The sequence below is a fragment of the Thermocrinis ruber genome (genome assembly GCF_000512735.1).
Lineage (GTDB): Bacteria > Aquificota > Aquificia > Aquificales > Aquificaceae > Thermocrinis > Thermocrinis ruber.
Map to the genome: position 1 here is coordinate 988,859 of NZ_CP007028.1, position 18,656 is coordinate 1,007,514.

General features: G+C 45.9%; 18 protein-coding genes, 1 tRNA gene and 1 pseudogene. 4 read left to right on the forward strand and 16 right to left on the reverse strand.

The genetic code is table 11. The features are described 5' to 3' along the window. Positions 1 to 3 precede the first annotated feature (3 nt). From nuoD to argS, 5 genes are read right to left on the reverse strand one after another with little or no spacing between them, the layout of a single operon-like run. The gene (gene nuoD, locus THERU_RS05310) at positions 4 to 1,761 is read right to left on the reverse strand and encodes an NADH dehydrogenase (quinone) subunit D (protein ID WP_025306243.1); all 1,758 of its coding nucleotides are present in this window, start codon (positions 1,759 to 1,761) and stop codon (positions 4 to 6) included. Positions 1,762 to 1,770: 9 nt separating this feature from the next. Then, on the reverse strand, positions 1,771 to 2,307 hold the full coding sequence (locus THERU_RS05315; RefSeq protein WP_025306244.1) for a NuoB/complex I 20 kDa subunit family protein: 537 nt from the start codon (positions 2,305 to 2,307) through the stop codon (positions 1,771 to 1,773). A gap of 54 nt (positions 2,308 to 2,361) precedes the next feature. After that, positions 2,362 to 3,531, reverse strand: a complete 1,170-nt coding sequence (locus THERU_RS05320) for an SPOR domain-containing protein (RefSeq protein ID WP_025306245.1) — start codon at positions 3,529 to 3,531, stop codon at positions 2,362 to 2,364. Beyond that, entirely contained in the window at positions 3,528 to 4,115 is a 588-nt protein-coding gene (locus THERU_RS05325) for an SPOR domain-containing protein (RefSeq protein ID WP_025306246.1), read from the reverse strand. The genes THERU_RS05320 and THERU_RS05325 overlap by 4 nt, the downstream gene beginning before the upstream one ends. Positions 4,116 to 4,127: 12 nt before the next feature. Beyond that, positions 4,128 to 5,783, reverse strand: coding sequence for an arginine--tRNA ligase (gene argS, locus THERU_RS05330; protein WP_025306247.1), 1,656 nt, complete (start codon positions 5,781 to 5,783; stop codon positions 4,128 to 4,130). Positions 5,784 to 5,808: 25 nt separating this feature from the next. Between argS and purD the strand changes: the two genes are divergently transcribed. After that, positions 5,809 to 7,068 (forward strand): phosphoribosylamine--glycine ligase, encoded by a 1,260-nt coding sequence (purD, locus tag THERU_RS05335; RefSeq protein WP_025306248.1) that lies wholly within the window; start codon positions 5,809 to 5,811, stop codon positions 7,066 to 7,068. Here purD and THERU_RS05340 read toward each other — a convergent pair. Beyond that, on the reverse strand, positions 7,055 to 7,909 hold the full coding sequence (locus THERU_RS05340; RefSeq protein ID WP_025306249.1) for an NAD(P)-dependent oxidoreductase: 855 nt from the start codon (positions 7,907 to 7,909) through the stop codon (positions 7,055 to 7,057). The two genes, purD and THERU_RS05340, sit on opposite strands and share 14 nt — an antisense overlap. A 90-nt stretch (positions 7,910 to 7,999) precedes the next feature. Here THERU_RS05340 and kdsB point away from each other — a divergent pair, with 90 nt between their 5' ends. Continuing rightward, positions 8,000 to 8,734 carry a 3-deoxy-manno-octulosonate cytidylyltransferase gene (gene kdsB / locus THERU_RS05345; RefSeq protein WP_025306250.1) on the forward strand — a complete coding sequence of 245 codons (735 nt, stop codon included), beginning with the start codon at positions 8,000 to 8,002 and terminating at the stop codon, positions 8,732 to 8,734. Here kdsB and THERU_RS05350 read toward each other — a convergent pair. Beyond that, a complete protein-coding gene (locus THERU_RS05350) occupies positions 8,691 to 9,911 on the reverse strand; it encodes a cysteine desulfurase family protein (RefSeq protein ID WP_025306251.1) in 1,221 nt (406 codons plus the stop codon). The two genes, kdsB and THERU_RS05350, sit on opposite strands and share 44 nt — an antisense overlap. A 3-nt stretch (positions 9,912 to 9,914) precedes the next feature. After that, positions 9,915 to 10,943 (reverse strand): Mrp/NBP35 family ATP-binding protein, encoded by a 1,029-nt coding sequence (locus tag THERU_RS05355; protein ID WP_025306252.1) that lies wholly within the window; start codon positions 10,941 to 10,943, stop codon positions 9,915 to 9,917. A 59-nt stretch (positions 10,944 to 11,002) separates the two neighbouring features. Here THERU_RS05355 and THERU_RS05360 point away from each other — a divergent pair, with 59 nt between their 5' ends. Both THERU_RS05360 and THERU_RS05365 read left to right on the forward strand, forming a co-directional pair. Next, complete coding sequence (locus tag THERU_RS05360) at positions 11,003 to 11,635, forward strand: 3'-5' exonuclease (RefSeq protein ID WP_025306253.1); 633 nt, start codon at positions 11,003 to 11,005, stop codon at positions 11,633 to 11,635. Positions 11,636 to 11,658: 23 nt separating this feature from the next. Continuing rightward, entirely contained in the window at positions 11,659 to 12,561 is a 903-nt protein-coding gene (locus THERU_RS05365) for a polyprenyl synthetase family protein (RefSeq protein WP_025306254.1), read from the forward strand. Position 12,562: 1 nt separating this feature from the next. Here THERU_RS05365 and THERU_RS05370 read toward each other — a convergent pair whose 3' ends face one another. The 8 genes and pseudogenes from THERU_RS05370 to atpA form a co-directional block, all read right to left on the reverse strand. Beyond that, entirely contained in the window at positions 12,563 to 13,057 is a 495-nt protein-coding gene (locus tag THERU_RS05370; RefSeq protein ID WP_025306255.1) for an efflux RND transporter periplasmic adaptor subunit, read from the reverse strand. Next, the gene (locus tag THERU_RS05375) at positions 13,035 to 14,315 is read right to left on the reverse strand and encodes a TolC family protein (protein WP_025306256.1); all 1,281 of its coding nucleotides are present in this window, start codon (positions 14,313 to 14,315) and stop codon (positions 13,035 to 13,037) included. The genes THERU_RS05370 and THERU_RS05375 overlap by 23 nt, the downstream gene beginning before the upstream one ends. After that, positions 14,312 to 14,812: a thioredoxin family protein gene (locus THERU_RS05380; protein ID WP_025306257.1), complete on the reverse strand. Its 501-nt coding sequence runs from the start codon at positions 14,810 to 14,812 to the stop codon at positions 14,312 to 14,314. Before THERU_RS05380 ends, THERU_RS05375 begins: the two co-directional genes overlap by 4 nt. 181 nt (positions 14,813 to 14,993) lie before the next feature. Then, positions 14,994 to 15,539 carry a dCTP deaminase gene (gene dcd / locus THERU_RS05390; RefSeq protein WP_025306259.1) on the reverse strand — a complete coding sequence of 182 codons (546 nt, stop codon included), beginning with the start codon at positions 15,537 to 15,539 and terminating at the stop codon, positions 14,994 to 14,996. A gap of 10 nt (positions 15,540 to 15,549) precedes the next feature. Continuing rightward, positions 15,550 to 15,634 (reverse strand) — tRNA-Leu (locus tag THERU_RS05395). 81 nt (positions 15,635 to 15,715) lie between these two features. After that, a pseudogene (locus THERU_RS08800) lies at positions 15,716 to 16,357 on the reverse strand (aminotransferase class IV); the annotation flags it as partial. Next, on the reverse strand, positions 16,348 to 17,139 hold the full coding sequence (locus tag THERU_RS05400) for a DUF72 domain-containing protein (protein WP_025306260.1): 792 nt from the start codon (positions 17,137 to 17,139) through the stop codon (positions 16,348 to 16,350). The gene THERU_RS05400 and the pseudogene THERU_RS08800, both read right to left, overlap by 10 nt. Continuing rightward, positions 17,136 to 18,647 (reverse strand): F0F1 ATP synthase subunit alpha, encoded by a 1,512-nt coding sequence (gene atpA, locus THERU_RS05405; RefSeq protein ID WP_025306261.1) that lies wholly within the window; start codon positions 18,645 to 18,647, stop codon positions 17,136 to 17,138. Before atpA ends, THERU_RS05400 begins: the two co-directional genes overlap by 4 nt. Positions 18,648 to 18,656: the final 9 nt, after the last annotated feature.

The following is an 18,656-nucleotide window of genomic DNA, read 5'->3' on the forward strand; positions in this document are numbered from 1 at the left end:
CTCCTACCTGTCCGTTTCTCCCACCACTGGGTCTAAGCTTCCCAAGAGGGCTATAGCATCTGCAATAGTCCTGCCCTCAATGAGCTTGGGAAAGATGGAAAGGTTATAAAGGGCACCAGACCTGATCCTAAGACGGTAGGGCTTTGAGTCCCCGATGGAGTATATGTAAAAGCCCAACTCTCCCCTTGGGTTTTCCCCGCTAACATAAACCTCTCCCTTAGGAGCCTTCTCTCCATGCACCACTATCCTGAAGTTTTTAACCATGCTCTCTAAGTTCCTGAACACTTCCTCCTTGGGTGCCATAACTGCGGGATGCTCTTTGTTTATGTAGGGGGCACTCTTTGGAAGTTTCTCCAGCTTGCTTACGCACTGTTCTACAATTCGTAGGCTCTGAACCATCTCCTCCATACGCACCAAGTATCTGTCATATACATCTCCCACCTCTCCCACGGGCACATCAAACTCCACCTCGTCGTAAGCTGCGTAAGGCTCAAGCTTTCTTATGTCGTAGGGCACACCAGAACCTCTGGCAACTGGTCCTGTCAAACCGTAGTTAAAAACATCCTCCTTGGTGATCACTCCCACATCCTTGGTCCTTCTGAGCCATATTCTGTTCCTTGTAAGAAGCTGATGGTATTCCTTTAACCTTTGAGGAAAATCTTTGATAAAAGCCTTCACCACATCCAGCGTTCCTTCCGCCAAGTCATAATGGACTCCACCTATTCTCAAAAAGGCGGAAGTTAGCCTGTAGCCCGCGTTTCCTTCTATGATGTCCATGATCTTTTCCCTTTCCCTAAAGGCATACAAAAAGACCGTCAGCGCCCCAAGGTCCAACGCACCCGTGCCAAGCCAAAGGAGGTGTGAGTTTATCCTCTGCAGTTCTGCAAACATAGTCCTTATATACCTTGCCTTTTCGGGCACATCCACACCCAAGAGCTTTTCTACTGCGCTCACATAAGCCAGCTCGTTGCAGATGGCGGATATGTAATCCATACGGTCTGTGTATGGCAGAAACTGAAAGTAGTAGAGATTCTCTGCGATCTTCTCCATTCCCCGATGAAGCTGTCCCAATATCACATCACACTGAACTACATTCTCTCCATCCAAGTCAAACAAAAACCATATGGTACCGTGGGTTCCCGGGTGCAGGGGTCCCCAGTTTAAAACAAGCTGTGCTTTTTTCTGAAGTCTTGCCTTTTCTGTTCTTTCTAAGTCCTCAAGGGTGGCAATCCGGGTATGCAGCAGCTCATAGTCATGACTGGGTGGGTCTGTCCTTCCGTGCATAAGCTCCGTAAGAGAAGGCAGTTCTACTTCGGGAATACCTTCCAGAGGAAAATCCTTTCGGAGAGGAAAGTAAGGGTAACCCTCCCACATGAACATGCGCCGGAGGTTCTCGTGTCCTTCAAACTCCACACCAAACATATCGTACGCTTCCCTTTCTGCCCACTTGGCGCATGCCCATAAGTTCTGAACGGAGGGCAACTTTCCATCCTTTGCCCAGGTTTTTACGATTACCCTCTCGTTCTCATCGGGGTTGTAGAGTATGTATACTCCCTGAAAACGTTCCTTTCTATCGGGGAAATCTATGCAGAAAAGGTCTATAAAGTGCCTGTAGCCCTCTTTGTTTTTGAGAAAGCTAAGAAACTCCAAAAGCTTTTCCTTTTTCACATGTAGGTTAGTGGTATGTTCAGTGTGTTCTACCTCTACATCCTTGAACTCTTGCTTGATCCTATCTGCGGAAACCTTGTTCATCCAGGGCATAATAGCACCTCAAACTTGGACTTCGGTAGGGATAAGCCCCTGTCTTTGTATCTCTCTGTTGAACTCCTCAAAGGCTTTGTCATACTTTTTAACGCCCATCTGTTTTATCTTCTTTTGAAGCTGAAGTATGCCGTATATGAGCCCCTGCGGATGTGGAGGACAACCTGGTATATAAACATCCACCGGGATTATCCTATCCACTCCCTGAAGGGTTGAATATGTGGGGAATGGTCCCCCCGCAGACGCGCAACCTCCCATGGATATACACCACTTTGGGTCTGGCATCTGTTCCCATATGAGCTTTAGCATGGGCGCCACCTTATTAACAACTGTACCCGCCACTATCAGCAGGTCCGCCTGCCTTGGAGAAGCCCTAAATATAACTCCCAATCTATCTAAATCAAAGCGAGAGGCGGCAGTGTGCATCATCTCTATAGCACAGCAGGCAAGCCCTATGGTTACAGGCCAAAGGGCGTTTCTCCTTCCCCAGCTCAAAAGTTCATCCACCGTAGTCAAAACAAAACCGTTTGAGTTCAAGCTCGCCATAATTGCACCTCCTTGGGACTTAAAATTATAACCTACGCCCTTGGCTTTTCAAGTTCAGTCTTGCACAATGAAACCATAAAGATTGTAGTTTCTTAGTCTTTCAATCTGAGCCTCTGCCTCTGCCCTGCTCTTAAAACTTCCATATAGAACCCTGTATATTCCGAGCTGTTCCACTATCATTAGGTCCTTTATACCCAATTCCTTCTCTATTTTTTCCTTCCATGCCTTAGCACTCTCCTCCGAGGAAAAGGCACCCAGTTGGATCCTAAAGACACGCTCCTTTTGGGCTTCTGCAGGTTTATTCTCCGTTTTCCTTTCGGGCTTTATCATTTCTGGCTCTGTTTGGTTAGTTAATTTTTCCTTACTGATTGGCTCTTCTTTTGGAGGTAACTCTTGGATTTTTTCCTCCACCTTGGGTTTCTCCCTCTCCTTTTGGGTAGAAGCCGTTTTCCTGCTTATTAATCTCTCCTGCTCTTTGACCAATATCTGATTGAGCAATTCGTATGCCTTAGCTTTTTGACTGGCATCCGCCTGTTTGTTTTCTATTAGCCTCTTTATGAAAAGCTTTGCATTCTCGTAATCCTCTGTATAAAACAGAAGCCTCGCCATACTTAGTTCTATTTGAGGTGTATTTATACCGTTGTTAAGAAGGTTTCTATACACATCAAGGGCAGACCTATAGTCTCCCATCTCTTCGTAGGCATTCGCCAACTCTAACTGTGCCTCAAAGAACGTAGGGTTGTATGCAGTTGCCTTTCTTAAATTCTCCAAGTATAGGTTCTGGTTATCAAGGGCTTTGTATATCCTTGCCAAATAGTAAAAGGCTATGTGTTTGTGAGGAAAGGCTTCATCTGCAAGGGCTGTTCTTATTTCTCTCAAGGCCTTCTCATAGTCTTTTTTTCTAAAATACATCACCCCTAAGTTAAGCCTTGCTTCAGTGAATTTTTTATCCACCTCAAGGGCTCTCTTAAAGACAGACTCCGCCTTCTCATATTCAAAAACCTCCATGTAGGCAATGCCTAAAGCGTTCCAGACCTTTGGCTCATTTGGCGCCTTCTGAGTGGCTATGAAAAAGTTCGCTATTGCCTCTGAGTAGTTTTTTGCAGATAGGGCAGACATGCCAAGGTCATAGTAGTAAAGCCAGTCTTTAACCTGCCCTTCCTTTGTGGTGGGTGCGCAGGAGAGAAAAAAGACAAACCAGATAAGGATTAACAAAAACCTCATTGCTTGATTATGGCACCGCCAAAGGTGGCCTTCAACTTAGCTAAAACCTTCTTTGGATCATCAGTCTTTACCCTTACTCTCACCTTATAAAAATTATCCTCGTTCACAATTTCACCCCTGTAGCCCATGCTTTTAGCCTTCTCTAAGGCTCTGTCTGCATTTTCTTTTGAGCTAAAGGCTCCTATCTGTATAACATACTCTTTAACCTCTCCCTTTGGTTTTTCCGCTTGCTTTTCCCGTTTAGCTACTTCCTCCCGAGTTTCCTGCTTTTGAGCTGTTAAGTTTTTTCTCTCTTGGGTTTTCTGAACTTCTTTGGTTTTCTCTTCTTGTATCTTTTGAGCTATTAAGTCTTCCTTCTGTTTTTGTGGTTCAGGTGGAGGAGTTTGCTTTTTCTCCTCTACCTTTGCCTCCTCCTTGGGTTTTCCCTCTTGTTGTGGAGAAGCTGGCTGTGGAGGAGTGGGTTTTACTACCACAGGTGGTGGTGCACTCTCTGGTTTGCTCTCAAGCCATTTATTCAAGCCTACATAGAAGAATATCAAAGCTATTAGAGTTCCCAACAGGATCAATAGCCTTTCTCTTCTCATCTTTCCCTCCTTCTACATGCGCTCTGGTGCATTCACTCCTATTAAGTTTAAACCAACCTTCAAGCCAATCTCAACACCTTTCAAAAGAGATAGCCTACACATCATAACACTTTTATCTTCTACCATTACCCTGTGATGATTGTAATAATTATGAAATAGCTTAGCGATTTCTAAAAGGTCATAGACGATTAGGTGGGGGGAAAGGTTGAGCACCGCATCCTTAAGGGTGTCTTTAAAGAAGAGAAGTTTTTTCATAAGCTCTAGACCTTGCTGATCTTTCATGTGATTTACGTATTCTGTTAAACTCTCTTTATCTGGATCTACGCCAAACCTCTGGCGCACTTCCCTGAAAACTCCCCTAACGCGGGCGTGGGCATACTGCACATAAAAGACGGGGTTTTCTGCGGTGTTTTGTTTAACAAGGTCTATATCAAAATCAAGGGGTGTGTCGGAGCGCTTTGTTAGAAAGATGAACCTAACTGCATCAACGCCAACCTCTTCCAAAAGCTCCCTAAGGGTTATAAACTCACCGGTTCTCTTTGACATCCTAATTTCCTTTCCACCGGAGAACAGCCTTACCATCTGCACAAATTCCACCTTTAGCCAATCTTCCGGTATGCCAAGGGCTTTTAGGGCTCCCTTCAATCTTGGGAGATAGCCCCAGTGGTCTGCTCCCCATAGGTTTATAACTTCTTCAAAACCTCGCTCGTACTTGTAATAATGGTAGGCTATATCTCCCGCAAAGTAGGTGGGAGTGCCATCGGACCTTACCAGAACCCTGTCCTTGTCATCGCCAAAGTTTGAACTCTTGAACCAAAGGGCACCATCTTGGGCGTAGGTATAACCCTTCTTTTCCAAGAGCTTTATGACCTTTTCCACAAGCCCCCTCTGGTGGAGGCTCTTTTCGCTGACCCAAAGGTCAAATTCTACGCCCATAAAGGCAAGGGTTTCTTTTATATCCTCCAACATCCTTTTTACGCCATACTCACCTAACTTCTCTATTGCCTGTTCCTTCTCCCAGCCCAACACCTCTTCTCCAAAGAAGGCTTTAACATCCTTGGCAAGCTCTTTGACGTAATTCCCCTTGTAGCCCTCTTCTTCAAACTTCTGCTTTAATTCTTGGTCCTCTTTACCAAAGAGCTCATAAACCCTGTAGAGGATAGAAAGTCCAAAGAGATATACCTGGTAGCCTGCGTCGTTTATGTAGTATTCCCTCACCACATCATAGCCAAAAGCCTTTAGAAGCCTGTATAGGGCGTCTCCCACCACCGCACCCCTGCCATGTCCCAGATGCAAGGGTCCCGTAGGGTTGGCACTAACAAACTCAATCTGCAACCTTTTACCCTTTCCTATGTCTTCAAAGTAGTAGTTGGAAGCAAGGCTCAAAAGTTCCCTAAAGCTCTCTTTTATCCGACCTTCCGAGAAGCGAAAGTTTATGAATCCCCTCAGTGGTTCCGCCTGAAAATCTTCGTTGCTTAGTTCCTTTGCAATTTCCTCTGCGAGGAGATGGGGTGGTTTTTTAAGGTGTTTTGATAGTAAAAAGCAAACATTTGTAGCAAGGTCTCCAAGATGGCGGTCCTTTGGCTCTTCTATGGTGTAGTTCAAGCCTTCAAGGGAATACTTTTCTCTGAGGAGGGTTTCCAGCTTTTCTTTTATAAGCTCTTTCATAAATGCTATAGTATAATCAATATTCGTGAAGGTTTTGATAGTTGGAAACGGAGGAAGAGAGCACGCCCTCTATTGGAAAATCAACCAAAGCCCTTTGGTTAAAGAGGTCTTTGTGGCAAAGGGAAACGGGGGTATTAAGGGAAAGAGGGTTCCCATAGACCCAACCAACGTTAAAGAGCTTGCGGACTTTGCCCAAAGGGAAGGCATAGACTTTACGGTGGTAGGTCCTGAAGCACCCCTCGTAGAGGGCATTGTGGATGAGTTTGAAAGCAGAGGACTAAAGATCTTTGGACCCTCCCAAAGGGCATCCATGCTGGAAGGTAGCAAGGTCTTTGCCAAAAGGTTTATGCTAAAGCATGGCATTCCCACCGCGAACTTTGAGGTCTTTGAGGACCCAGACAAGGCAAAGAGGTTTGTAAAGGATTTTGGTGTTCCTCTGGTGATAAAGGCGGACGGGCTTGCCGGTGGAAAGGGTGCGGTGATCTGTAAAACCGAGCAGTCTGCTTTGGAGACTATAGACCTGTTTATGAACAGGGGCATCTTAGGTCCCGCGGGCAAAAGGGTAGTTATAGAGGAGTTTTTGGAAGGAGAAGAGGCGTCTTACATAGTTATGGTAAATGGTACCGAGTACGTTCCACTTCCCACCTCTCAGGACCACAAAAGGCTCTTGGACGGAGACAAAGGACCCAACACGGGCGGAATGGGGGCATATTCACCCAATCCCTTCGTGGATGCAGAAACTGAAAAGGCAATAAGGGAGCTGATCATTGAAAGGACCTTAAAAGCCCTTGCCCAGGAGGGGATATACTACAGGGGCTTTTTGTACGCGGGCTTGATGCTAACCTCAAGGGGACCCATGGTTTTGGAGTTCAACGTAAGGCTCGGAGACCCAGAGGCACAGCCCCTCCTGATGAGAATAAAGGGGGACTTTTTGGAAAAGCTTTTAGACTTTTACGAAGGCAAAAAGGTAAGCTTGGACATAGACGAAAGGTGTTCCCTGTGTGTGGTGTTAGCAAGCAAAGGCTACCCAGAAAAGCCAGAGGTGGGCAAAGAGATACACGGTCTTGAGGACATCAAAGATGAGGATGTGATAATCTTCCACGCGGGCACGGAGCTAAAGGATGGAAAGCTCATCACTACGGGCGGAAGGGTTCTCAACGTCTGTGCGTGGGGCAACAGCTTAAAAGAGGCGAAGGAAAAGGCATACAAGGCGGTGGAAAAAATACACTTTGAGGGCATGCACTACAGAAAGGACATAGGAGACAGGGCTCTTAAGTTCTTTTAAAAACCTTATAAACTGCGGAGAAGTCCAAGTCTTTTAGTCCCATAGCCCTTGCCAAGCCGTAAGCTTCCTTTACATTCTGCAAGCTAAAAGTAAAGGCGTTTAGATCTTTTACCAGATCTTGGGCATAGTGAAGGTCTTTGTATATCAAATCCACGGAAAAGTGGGTGGAAAAGTCCTCTTCTAAGAGCTTTTTCTTTTTCACGTCAAGGATGTAGGACTTGCCCGCACCGTCGTTGAGAATGTTTATAATCAGTTCTTTGTCAAAGCCTGCCCTCTCACCCAAAGCTATGGCGGACGCCAAAATTTCCATAAAACCACCCAAAACTATGTTGTTTATAAGTTTTAGCTTTGTGGCATTGCCCACCTCTCCCACATAGTAGATAGCCCGGCAGAACTTTTCAAAAAGACCTTTGTGCTCTTCAAACTTCTCCTTTTCTCCGGCAACCAGTATGGTTAGCTCTCCCTTTTGGGCGGGGATCACGCTCCCAAGCACGGGGGCATCCAGATAATACGCACCCAGTTTTTTTAACTCTTGGTATGCAAACTCCACATATCTGTAATGGTTGGTGGTCATGTCTATGATGGTCTTCCCCTTTATGTCTCCCTGCACTAAGCCTTCCTTCCCAAAGATCACCTCTTCGCTTGCCTGTGAATCAAAGACCATAACAAAGATGGTATTTACCTTTTTGCTAAGTTCTGCTGGACTTTGGGCAATCTCCACACCCAAGTCCAAAGCCTTCTCTTTTGTTCTGTTCCAAACCACAAGGGGAACGCCCTGATCTATTAACCTTTTGGCTATTGTCTTTCCAAGGCTTCCAAGACCTATAAAACCCACACTCATGGTATAAGATTTTAATCTGATGGAACTCAAAGAAAAGAGCATAATCAAGGGAGACTTTTTCCCTGAGCTGGTGGAGTTAATAAAGAAAAAATGCGTAAGCTGATCGTTATTCCATCAAGGCTTGGCTCTTCAAGACTTAAGGAAAAGCCACTGCAGGTTATAAAGGGAAAACCGCTTATAAGGTGGGTGGTGGAAGGCTGTTTGAGAACTGGGGAGGATGTTATCCTTGCGGTGGATAGTGAAAAGATTGCAGAGGTGGTAAAGGACCTACCCGTTAAGGTAGTTTTCACTCCATCGGACATACCCTCCGGGAGCGACCGGGTTGCCCATGTGGTTAAAGACCTGGACGTGGATTTTGTTATAAACTACCAGGGGGATGAGCCCTTTGTCTATAAAGAAGATGTTCAAAGGCTATTTTTAGCCCTTGAAGAGAGCCCCGTGGCGACTTTGGCAGTTAGGGACCCGGACGCCTACAGGGACACATCCTCCGTGAAGGTGGTTCTGGACAAAGACCAATACGCCCTCTACTTTTCAAGGAGCCCTATTCCCTACCTAAAGCAGGAGGACAGCTTTTATCCTCTCAAGCATGTGGGCATATACGCCTTCAGAAAGGATGTTTTGATGGATTTTGTGCGCTGGCAACCTTCCCATTTGGAAAGGCTTGAGTCCCTTGAACAGCTCCGCCTCTTGGAGAATGGAATAAAGATAAAGGTCCTCCTCAGCCAAAATTACTATCACGGTGTAGATACAGAGGAGGACCTAAAGCTTGTGGAAGAAAAGCTCACTTTTTACCTTTCACGTACTGCTCCCAATTCTCCGGAGTGAAAGGAGAGAGTTCCCTTAAGAGCTTTACTGTCTTGGGAAACTCCTCCGCCACATAATCTACGTCCTCTTCTGTGTTGTCCCTTCCAAAGCTAAAGACCAGGGAACCGTTGGCAACCTCTTTGGGAACTCCTATGGCAAAGAGCACGTGGGACTGCTTAAGCGCCAAAGATACGCACGCGGAACCGGAGGCGGTTTCCACTCCCATTAGGTCTAACCTTAAAAGCATTGCCTCTCCCTCTATGAGATGAACGATCAGGGAAAGGTGATGGGGCAGTCTTTGGGTGGGATGTCCTGTGAATTCTATGTAATCAAGCTTCTCTTCAATGGCTTTTTTGAGCTTGTCTCTGTAGTAAGAGAGCCTTGTCATTCTGTCCTCAAGCTCCTTCATGGCTAACTCTGCCGCTGCACCAAAGCCCACAATGCCCGGCACATTCTCGGTGCCAGCCCGGACTCCCCTCTCTTGGGTGCCACCCTCTATCAGAGGTCTGACCTTTACACCCTTCCTAGTCCATAGGGCACCCACACCCTTTGGTCCATACATGAGATGGGCAGTAAAGGACGCCGCATCCACGCCCCAGTCCTGCAGGTCCACCGGGTAATGTCCCAAGGTAGGACATGCATCCGTATGGAATATTACCTTAGGGTTCTTTTCCTTTGCAGCCTTTACAAGCTCCTTTATGTTCTGGATGGTGCCGATCTCTCTGTTGGAGTGTCCTATGCTAACTAAAACCGTGTCGTTTCTTACTGCTTCCCTCACCTGGTCTGGATGGATGAGCCCATACTTATCCGGCTTTAGATAAGTTACCTCCCATCCTTCCCTTTCCAAGGTCTTCAGTGGGTGAAGGACGGAGTGGTGCTCTATCTCGGTGGAGACTATGTGCCTTCCCTTCTTTTCGTATGCCTTGGCTATGCCCTTTATTGCCAAGTTGTTGGCTTCTATACCACCAGAGGTAAAGATGATCTCCTCTGGGGAGTTTGCATTTATAAGTTGGGCGACCTTTTCCCTTGCGTTATTTATAGCCTTTTTGGCAACTTGCCCAAAGCTGTGCAAAGAGGTAGGATTGCCAAAGTGTTCCCTAAAGTAGGGTAGCATTGCTTCTATAACCTCTTGGGCTACGGGCGTTGTGGCTATATGGTCCAAATAAACAACCCTTTTGCCAAGCTTTTTTATAAACATGTCTTACCTCCTTTCAAGTTCTTGGCTAATTATTTTTGCTATGTTTAAAAAGGCTTTTGCGGACGCAGATTCTGGATAGCTCTCTACCACTGGCACTCCCGTGTCGGAGGTTTCCGAAACCTCCGGCTCTATGGGGATAGAACCTAAAACGTTCAGGCCGTAGGCTTGGGCAAAACCAAGCACCCTTCCCTTTCCAAAAATGTAGTATTTGTTGCCAGTTTCTGGGCATACAAAGTATGCCATGTTTTCTATAACTCCGAGCACGGGCACGCCCACCTCCTTGAACATAACCACCGCCTTTTTCACGTCCGCAAGGGCTACATCCTGAGGAGTTGTTACCACGATTGCACCGTCCATCTCCACCGTTTGGGCAAGGGTCAGTTGCACATCGCCCGTGCCTGGTGGCAAGTCCAAAACCAAAAAGTCCAAACTGCCCCACTTCACATCAAAGAGAAATTGCATCAGTGCCTTCATGAGCATAGGACCGCGCCATATTAAGGGTGTATCCTCGGAGGGTAGCAAAAAGCCTATGGACATGACCTTCATTCCATATTTTTCTATGGGGATGATCCGCTGGAAGGCATCCACCTCCACCTTTTGGTTTTTTATGCCAAGCATGGTGGGCACGCTGGGTCCGTAGATGTCTGCGTCCAAAAGTCCCACCTTGTAGCCAAGTTTGGAAAAGGCAACCGCCAAATTGACCGCCACGGTGGATTTACCCACACCACCCTTTCCACTGCCCACCACGATGAGATGCTTTATACCGGGCAGTCTTCTTCTCTGAAAGGCTGGGCTTTGCTGGGGAGGGGGAGTCATGTCCGCAAACCTGACCCTTACCTCTCCTATGCCCTCCACTTCCTTTAAAGCTTGCATAGCCTTTTCCCTTATCTCCGACTCTAAAGTTCTATCCGGTAGCATGAATATAACCTCAAGGACATTTCCCACCAACCTTATATCCTTCACAAGTTCAGAGAGCTTTTTGTTAGCCACCGTCTGATTGGCAAGCGTATCCATTATCTCTTTTACCGCCATTTTTACCTCCACAATCACAATATAATTTATAATTGGAAAAACCGTTATGAGCTTTCTCAATGAACTTAACTGAGCTAAAGAGATGGTTCTACAGAAAGCTCTACAAGGAAAGCTTTGATGCTTTTAACTGGGAAATAGACCTCAATAAGCCCGTAAAAGAACACTGCTTTGTTGTCTTTGATACAGAAACCACGGGAACAGACCTCAAGAGGGCTAAGGTTCTCAGCATAGGTGCCTTCCGCTTGCAAGGGCTAACTTTAAAGTTCTCCGACACATTAAACCTAAAGCTTAACATCTCTATGGACACCTTAGAGAGCATAAAGGTGCACGGAATAACTCCGGAGGATCTAAAGGAGGGAGTTTCTCCTAAGGAAGCCTGCGAGAGGTTTCTTGAGTTTTCCAAGGGTTGCCTTTTGGTGGGCTACTTTGTAGATATAGACATTGCGGTTATGAGAAACCTAATAAAAAATGCCTGCAACGGTGCCTTCTATCCTTACCACTTGGATGTGATAGACCTGCTCTCCGATAAGGACCAAATACCCACCCTGGAGGAGCTTACCAAGAGGTTAAATTTACCCACATCCAACCTTCACGATGCCCTTGAGGATGCATACATGACTTCCCTTATTTTTATGAAGCTAATTAAAAGATTTCAAAACCATAGGGTTAAAGAACTACCGTTAAAAGCTTAAACAGCGCTTATAATTTTCCTTAGATGTTGGAGCTTAGTCAGTTTAACCAGTTTATGCTTGATTACTTGGACCCGGAGATAAAGCTCGTAGAGGATGTGGGAAGACACATACTCTCTGCGGGTGGAAAAAGGCTCAGACCTTTGCTTATGATGGAAGTTTGCAGAATGCTGGGAGGAGATGTGGAAAGGGTGGTTCCTTTGGCGGTGGGCATAGAATACATACACATGGCTTCTTTGCTCCATGACGATGTGGTGGATGGTGCACATACTCGGAGGGGAAGACCTTCCGCAAACGTTCTCTTTGGCAATCAGGCGGTAGTTCTTGGGGGAGACTACTTTTACGCAAAAGCCCTTTGGCTTTATGCCAATTACGGCAACCTTCAGGCGGTGGAGATGGTCAGTCGGGCAGTTATGCACATGTCCCAATCTCAGCTTTTGGAGCTTTTATCCCTCGGAAAACTCATCTCAGAAGAGGAATACTTCAGAATTATAGATGGCAAGACGGGTGCCCTCTTTGGGGCAAGCATGGGCGTGGGTGCCCTAATGGCGGAAAGTCCTCTTGCGGAGGAGTTTTACCAGATGGGCTTAAAAGTTGGCAGGGCGTTCCAACTTATAGATGATGCTTTAGATTACTCCTCTTCGGAGGAACGCCTCGGAAAGCCTGTGGGCAACGACCTGAGGGATGGCAAATGCACCTACCCCTTACTTTCTGTTCTGGACCACTTAGACAAGCAGTGGGTTTTGGAAAGGTTTGGCAAGGGAAACACAGAGGAGCTAAGGGAAAGGGTGGTTTTGCTGGGTGGCGTGGAAAACACAAAAAAACGGGCAGAGGAGGAAATCGCACCGGTTTTGGAGTTTGTTGGTAAGTTTGAAAACAGCCAAGCCCTCCTCCAGCTCATTAAAGGTATAGTGAATAGGGATCACTGAACTAATCTTCCGAGAGGATGAGCAAAAGGTGGGGTGAGAGGGTCCCGTTTATGAAGGATTGCTCTCTAACAAAGACCTTCTTTACAACGCCACTGGTGGGTGCCCTTATTTGGCAGTATTCTATGAGCTTTTCCACTCCCTTTAGCTCCGCCTCAAGGGAAAGATAGGTTGCCCTTTCTCTCTCATACCGGTTTTTCCAGTCTTCATACTCGCTCTTTGAGAGGAGCCCCCTGTTGTATAGCTCCTCATACCTCTTAAAATCTCTCTCCGTCTTTTCAAGCTTGAGCCTTTGTGCCTCCAACTGGGCGGTTAGCCTCTCCTTTTCTGCCAAGTAAAGGTCTGGGTTTATCTCTACCAAGGGTTGGTCCTTCTTTACCCTTTGACCCTCCTTTACATAAACCTTCTTTACCGCACCTTTCACTATGGCATACACGTTCACCTCTTGAGAAAAGCCAAGGGAAAATACCAAAAAGCTAATTAGGCTTAACAAAACCATGGCGATCCTCCAAAGCTAAAAAGGGGTCTAAACCTACCAAACTGTACAGCTTGGCAAGAAAGAGCATGATCTCATACTTTACCTTCATTATCTCCATCTCCGCCTCCGTTTTTTCAGCCATGGCATAACCCAAATCAAAGGCAAGCTCCAGCTCATACTCAGACCTCCTTAAGGTAAGGTTCTCCTCCGCATATTTACCCTTTGCCAATACATAATCCAGTTTGGAAAGCAGATAAGAGTATTCGTAATCGGCAGAATTTACCAAAAGCTCCAACTCTTTCAGGCTATCCTCTATCTCCACAAGGACGCCTCTTTTCTGGTTTTCCAGCTCAATAAGATTAAAGGGAGTTGATAGGTCAAAGAGGAGCAAAAAGACTTCTATCCCCGCCCGCCAGCCGGTCTGATTGTATGCCCTTGTCTGAGGCATCCCCGTTCTTATGCTGTTTCCCACCTCACCCCTGAGCTGGACCCTTAAGTCAAAAAGGTTGTTGGCTTCCTTTAACCTCTCCTCATAGAGGGCAAGGTTTATTCTTTTTATGGTCAGCAGTGGGCTGTTTTCTATGCCAACTTTTAAGAGTTTTTCCTTATCAAGGCTTCCCCTCTTTGGCTCAAAGGATAGTCTCTCTAAGGTGATATACTCATCCATCTTAAGTCCCACCAGCTTTTTTATACGGTATAAGGTTCGGTTGTATTCGAACTGTGCCCTTCTGAGCTCCGCCCTCTTGTCCCTATAAACCATCTCCAACCTGGCAACCTCCACATCCGTTGCCAAACCCAATTCCTTTCTCTGAACCGCCCGGTCAAACCTCACATAGGCTATTGCCATCTCTTCCCTTTTGACCTCCGTGAGTTTTTCCCAAAGGCTTGCTTGGGCAAAAAGTTCCAAGAGCTTTATCTTAAGATCCCTTTCCAACTGCCTTTTAACCTCCCTTTGGGCTTGTGCCCTCAGCTTGGCAGACCTTATCCTTGGTAGGGTCTTTCTGTATTCATACAGAACGCTAACAAAGCTCACGCCAAAGGGCTTTTCCCATTCTTCGCTTTTAGAGTTGTATATTAGCCCCGCACCCAAAACTGCCCTCGGCATAAAAAAGAGTTTGGATTCAGTTTCCCTGGCGTCCAAGCTATCCAGTTCAAGGATCGCCCTCTTTATATCCGGGTTGTTTTTAAGAGCCAGCTCGTAAGCCTTGTTTAGGTCAAGTTTTATGGCTTCCTGCGTCCAGCATAAGGAGACAAAAAGCAAAAGAAGAAGAAAGCTCATTTTTTATTTTCCCTGAGAAAATTCACAAGGTTGACCCTCTTGTAATGCTCTTCCACCACCCACCTACCTATTAGCAAAAACTCCCTTGGTTCTATATAACCGGGCACCTTGGCTATCACATTGCCGTTTTTGTCTAAAAACATAAACACTGGTGTTAGTCTTACGCCATGCTTTAGGGCAAACTGCCTTTCTGTGGTCTTTTTACCATCAAAATCCACCACCTCCAGACTGCCCCTTATGTCAATTTCCACCATGTTGAAGTGCTTTGTGTAATAGCTCTGAACTTGACTGTCCTGAAAGGTCACCCTTCTCATCTTATCGCAGAAGGGACAACCTTCCTGATGGAACATTATGAAGAGATACTTTCCCGCCTTTGTGGATTCTTCTAAGTCTTCCTTTAAATTCAAAAAGGAAGGTTTGAGAAAGGGTATGGGTGCAGTAAAGGCCAATCCAAAGAAGAGTAGCAAAAGTAAGATCGTAAAACTTTTCCTTTTCATGTTTTATAAATTTATAAAGAGTTTGGACAAAAGGATGCTCGTGTTTGTTCCCTTATTTCAAAGCCTCTCCAAAGGTGACAGTAGATATAAGCTACTCATAGTCTTTGTCCCAAGGGCGGATTTCAGCATATCCCCTTTGGAGAGGAAAAGGGAAAGGTTAAAAAAGGAGCAGTCAGAGAACCTATGGTTTAGAATCTGTGCCAAAATCCACGAAGATCTTTGAGGGCGTGGCACCCCTCTGTCCAAAGTATTTACCCCTGTATGGTCTTTCTGCGGGTTGGTCTAATTTCGCCAGCACAATCTGGCATATCTTCATTCCTTTGTAAAGCTTTATGGGTACGCTATTGGCATTGTATAGCTCAAGGGTGATCTGTCCCTCAAAGCCTGCATCTACCCATCCTGCGTTTTCAATGAAGAGTCCCAGCCTTCCCAAAGAGGATCTACCCTCCACAAAAGCAGTAATGTCCTCCGGTAGCCTTATATACTCCAAAGTAGTGGCAAGTAAAAAAGACTTTGGCTCTATGACTATACCCTCTTCAGGAATAGTCCTTCTCTCCACGGGCAATACTCCCGCCTTAACGTCTATAAAATCCACCCTGTAAAAAATCACATCTTCTCCAAGGGTAAGGTCTATGGAGGATGCCTGAATGTTTTCCTCCTTGAGTGGCTCTATGCTAAGCCTTCCTTCCTGTATGAGCCTTTTTATGCTTCTGTCGGACAAAATCATCTCTTTCAAGTGGGGGTGGAGGGACTCGAACCCTCACGGGGGGTTTCCCCTGGGGATTTTAAGTCCCCTGCGTCTGCCAGTTCCGCCACACCCCCAGCTTTTAATATTTTAACTACATACTCCGCCACTTCTGGAAGGACTTTTAAATTTATGCCATTAATCTGTGCAGGCATACAGTCTATTAGAGCATTTAACAAAAAGACACCCTCAAAGTCCTCCAATCTATCAACTCTTATGCGTTCCTCTTGAATCTCTATGCGGGTTTTCAAAAGCCTTAAAGTAGTCCCCTCAAGCCTTCCACATTCCACCGCGGGTGTGTAGAATTTGCTTCCCTTCAAAAAGAGCAAATTAGCGGAGGATGTCTCGCACACTTCTTCCCTCTCGTTGATGACTATACCATCGTAAAAACCATTCCTAAGGGCATCCTTTTTGACCAGAACGTTAAAAAGATAGCTGGTAGTTTTGTGTTTGCACAGGGGATCCTTCGAATGTCTTCTGTAAGGAGAGAGTTTAAGAAAAAGGGGAGCCTTGGGCAGGTTAAGTCTCTTCTTTATTATGAGCTTTTGGTAAGTTTTTGATGAGCCACCGTAATAGTCATCACCTTCAGAAAGAAGGCAGAACTTTAGGTAGGTGGGCTCTTCCACTGGCAAAAGGCAATCTTTTATAAATTCCTCATAGCTTGGATAAGGAATTCCAAGGAACTCTGCGGAACTTTTTAGCCTCTCATAGTGCAATTTTAACCTTTCTTCCGTAGAAGGGAGCTTTATGGTCTCAAAGAGACCCTCTCCGTATAACAGGGTCCTGTTGATCACTCCCATTCCCTCTCTGCGTAAGCCTTTTGCAAGCTTTGGGGGATTTCCACCTCAATGCCAAAGAGGAGTTTCATTTGGAGGGCGTTGAGAACAGCCTTTGCCTTTGCGGTATTGTTAAAGAAAATATAAGTTTCTCTATCTCCAAGGGCTTGGATCTTTTCCTTTAGCTTTTTCAGTTCCTCCAAAGAGTATAGGTAGTCGTAGAGGTTCTCCGGATCCCTCCCGTGAAGTCTAACGTAGTTTATAGAGCCCACACCCACCCACGGACCCACCAAAAACTTATCACCCTTAGGTGCATCACAGTTAACTATAGAAAAACCCACATCCTCCAAAAATTGGTAAAAGTCTGCCCTTCTAAAGCTCTTATTTCTTACTTCCAAAGCGCGGTCAAAACCTCTAAAATCTTCAGAGAGTTTTTCTATGTAATTTAAGGCCTCCGCGGAGTATCCAAAATTGTTTGGAAACTGAAAGAGTATAGCTATAAGCCTTTCCTCGTTGGCTATTGGCTCTATAGAGTAAAGAAACCTTTTAACGTCCTCTTGGGAGTAGTTTCTCTTGTGAGTGAATACTCTGTGGGCCTTTAGGGCAAACCTTAACTTGCTTGTCCTTTCCAAAAGGCTTTTGACTGTTGCCCTATCGGGAAACCTGTAGAAGGAAGCGTTAAGTTCAAGGACGTTGAAAAATTTTTCGTAATAGCTAAGCCACTCCTGTCTTTTTAAACGGGGTGGGTAAAAGGTACCCACCCAATCCCTGTAATAAAAACCGCTACAACCTATATAGACCCTCAAGGGGTAAATTTGGACTTAAAGTCCTTCAGGGCTTCGTCAATGCGCTTTTTGAGATCATCATCCAAAGCCTTCTTTTCCCTAATGTCCTTGAGTATATCGGGTCTTTGGTTATCCAAGTATGCATACAGTTCCTTTTCAAACTTCCTTACCGCTTCCACAGGAAGGTCGTCCAAATAGCCGTTGGTTCCAGCGTATATGGCTACGATTTGCTTTTCTACTGGTATGGGATTGTAAGGCTCTTGCTTGAGAAGTTCCACAAGTCTTAGACCTCTGTTTATAGTCTGCTGGGTTGCCTTGTCAAGCTCAGAGGCAAACTGAACGAAGGCTTCCAGTTCTCTAAACTGAGCTAGCTCTAGCCTTAAGGTACCGGCTACCTGCTTCATAGCCTTTATTTGCGCCGCACCACCAACCCGAGACACAGAAAGACCTACGTTTATGGCAGGTCTGATACCCTTGTTAAAGAGGTCTGATTCCAAGTAGATCTGCCCATCAGTTATGGAGATAACGTTTGTGGGAATGTATGCTGCCACGTCTCCAGCTTTTGTTTCAATTATAGGAAGAGCTGTCAAAGAACCCGCACCAAGCTCGTCGTTGAGCTTTGCAGCCCTTTCTAAGAGCCTTGAGTGGAGGTAAAAGACGTCACCCGGGTAAGCTTCCCTTCCGGGAGGTCTTCTCATCAACAAAGATAGCTGTCTGTAAGCTTCCGCGTGCTTGGAAAGGTCATCGTATATTATCAAAGCATGCTTTCCATTGTCCCTAAAGTATTCACCTATGGTACATCCCACGAAGGGTGCCAAGTATTGCAAAGAGGCCGGGTCTGTGGCGGAAGCTACCACCACGCAGGTATATTCCATAGCTCCACTTCTTTCTAATAGCTCTATGATCCTTGCAGTGGTGGAGCGCTTCTGTCCTATGGCTACATAAATACAGTATACATCTGTGTCTTTTTGGTTCAAAATAGTGTCTATACATATGGTAGTTTTACCCGTGGACCTGTCCCCTATGATCAACTCCCTCTGACCCCTTCCTATGGGGATCATGGCGTCTATTGCCTTTATACCCGTTTGCAGTGGCTCATGAACAGACTTCCTTTTCACCACACCGGGAGCTATCTTTTCCACCGGAGACCTGTACTCATACTGGATTGGCCCTTTTCCATCAAGGGGATTTCCGAGTGGATCTATGACCCTACCTATGAGCCCCTCTCCCACAGGAGCGTCCAATATTCTTCCGGTCCTTCTTACCAATGAACCTTCCCTTATACCGCTTTCGTTACCAAGGATGATTATACCCACGTTATCCTCTTCCAAGTTGAAGGCAAGACCTAATGTTCCCCCTTCAAACTCCACTACCTCGTTTGCCATAACATTGTCCAGTCCATAAGCCCTCGCCACACCGTCACCCACATAATAAACCACACCTACCTCTTCCATTTTTATGGACTCTTCCAAGCCCTTTAGCTGTTCCTTCAGCATCTGCAAGGCTTCTTCATAGCTAATAGTCGCCATAACAACACC

Excerpts from the sequence above, each read along its gene's own strand:
- nuoD (WP_025306243.1), bottom strand. The coding sequence starts at position 1,761 with ATGCCCTGGATGAACAAGGTTTCCGCAGATAGGATCAAGCAAGAGTTC.
- THERU_RS05315 (WP_025306244.1), bottom strand. The coding sequence starts at position 2,307 with ATGGCGAGCTTGAACTCAAACGGTTTTGTTTTGACTACGGTGGATGAA.
- THERU_RS05320 (WP_025306245.1), bottom strand. The coding sequence starts at position 3,531 with ATGAGGTTTTTGTTAATCCTTATCTGGTTTGTCTTTTTTCTCTCCTGC.
- THERU_RS05325 (WP_025306246.1), bottom strand. The coding sequence starts at position 4,115 with ATGAGAAGAGAAAGGCTATTGATCCTGTTGGGAACTCTAATAGCTTTG.
- argS (WP_025306247.1), bottom strand. The coding sequence starts at position 5,783 with ATGAAAGAGCTTATAAAAGAAAAGCTGGAAACCCTCCTCAGAGAAAAG.
- THERU_RS05340 (WP_025306249.1), bottom strand. The coding sequence starts at position 7,909 with ATGAGTGTGGGTTTTATAGGTCTTGGAAGCCTTGGAAAGACAATAGCC.
- kdsB (WP_025306250.1), top strand. The coding sequence starts at position 8,000 with ATGCGTAAGCTGATCGTTATTCCATCAAGGCTTGGCTCTTCAAGACTT.
- THERU_RS05350 (WP_025306251.1), bottom strand. The coding sequence starts at position 9,911 with ATGTTTATAAAAAAGCTTGGCAAAAGGGTTGTTTATTTGGACCATATA.
- THERU_RS05355 (WP_025306252.1), bottom strand. The coding sequence starts at position 10,943 with ATGGCGGTAAAAGAGATAATGGATACGCTTGCCAATCAGACGGTGGCT.
- THERU_RS05360 (WP_025306253.1), top strand. The coding sequence starts at position 11,003 with ATGAACTTAACTGAGCTAAAGAGATGGTTCTACAGAAAGCTCTACAAG.
- THERU_RS05365 (WP_025306254.1), top strand. The coding sequence starts at position 11,659 with ATGTTGGAGCTTAGTCAGTTTAACCAGTTTATGCTTGATTACTTGGAC.
- THERU_RS05370 (WP_025306255.1), bottom strand. The coding sequence starts at position 13,057 with ATGGTTTTGTTAAGCCTAATTAGCTTTTTGGTATTTTCCCTTGGCTTT.
- THERU_RS05375 (WP_025306256.1), bottom strand. The coding sequence starts at position 14,315 with ATGAGCTTTCTTCTTCTTTTGCTTTTTGTCTCCTTATGCTGGACGCAG.
- THERU_RS05380 (WP_025306257.1), bottom strand. The coding sequence starts at position 14,812 with ATGAAAAGGAAAAGTTTTACGATCTTACTTTTGCTACTCTTCTTTGGA.
- dcd (WP_025306259.1), bottom strand. The coding sequence starts at position 15,539 with ATGATTTTGTCCGACAGAAGCATAAAAAGGCTCATACAGGAAGGAAGG.
- atpA (WP_025306261.1), bottom strand. The coding sequence starts at position 18,647 with ATGGCGACTATTAGCTATGAAGAAGCCTTGCAGATGCTGAAGGAACAG.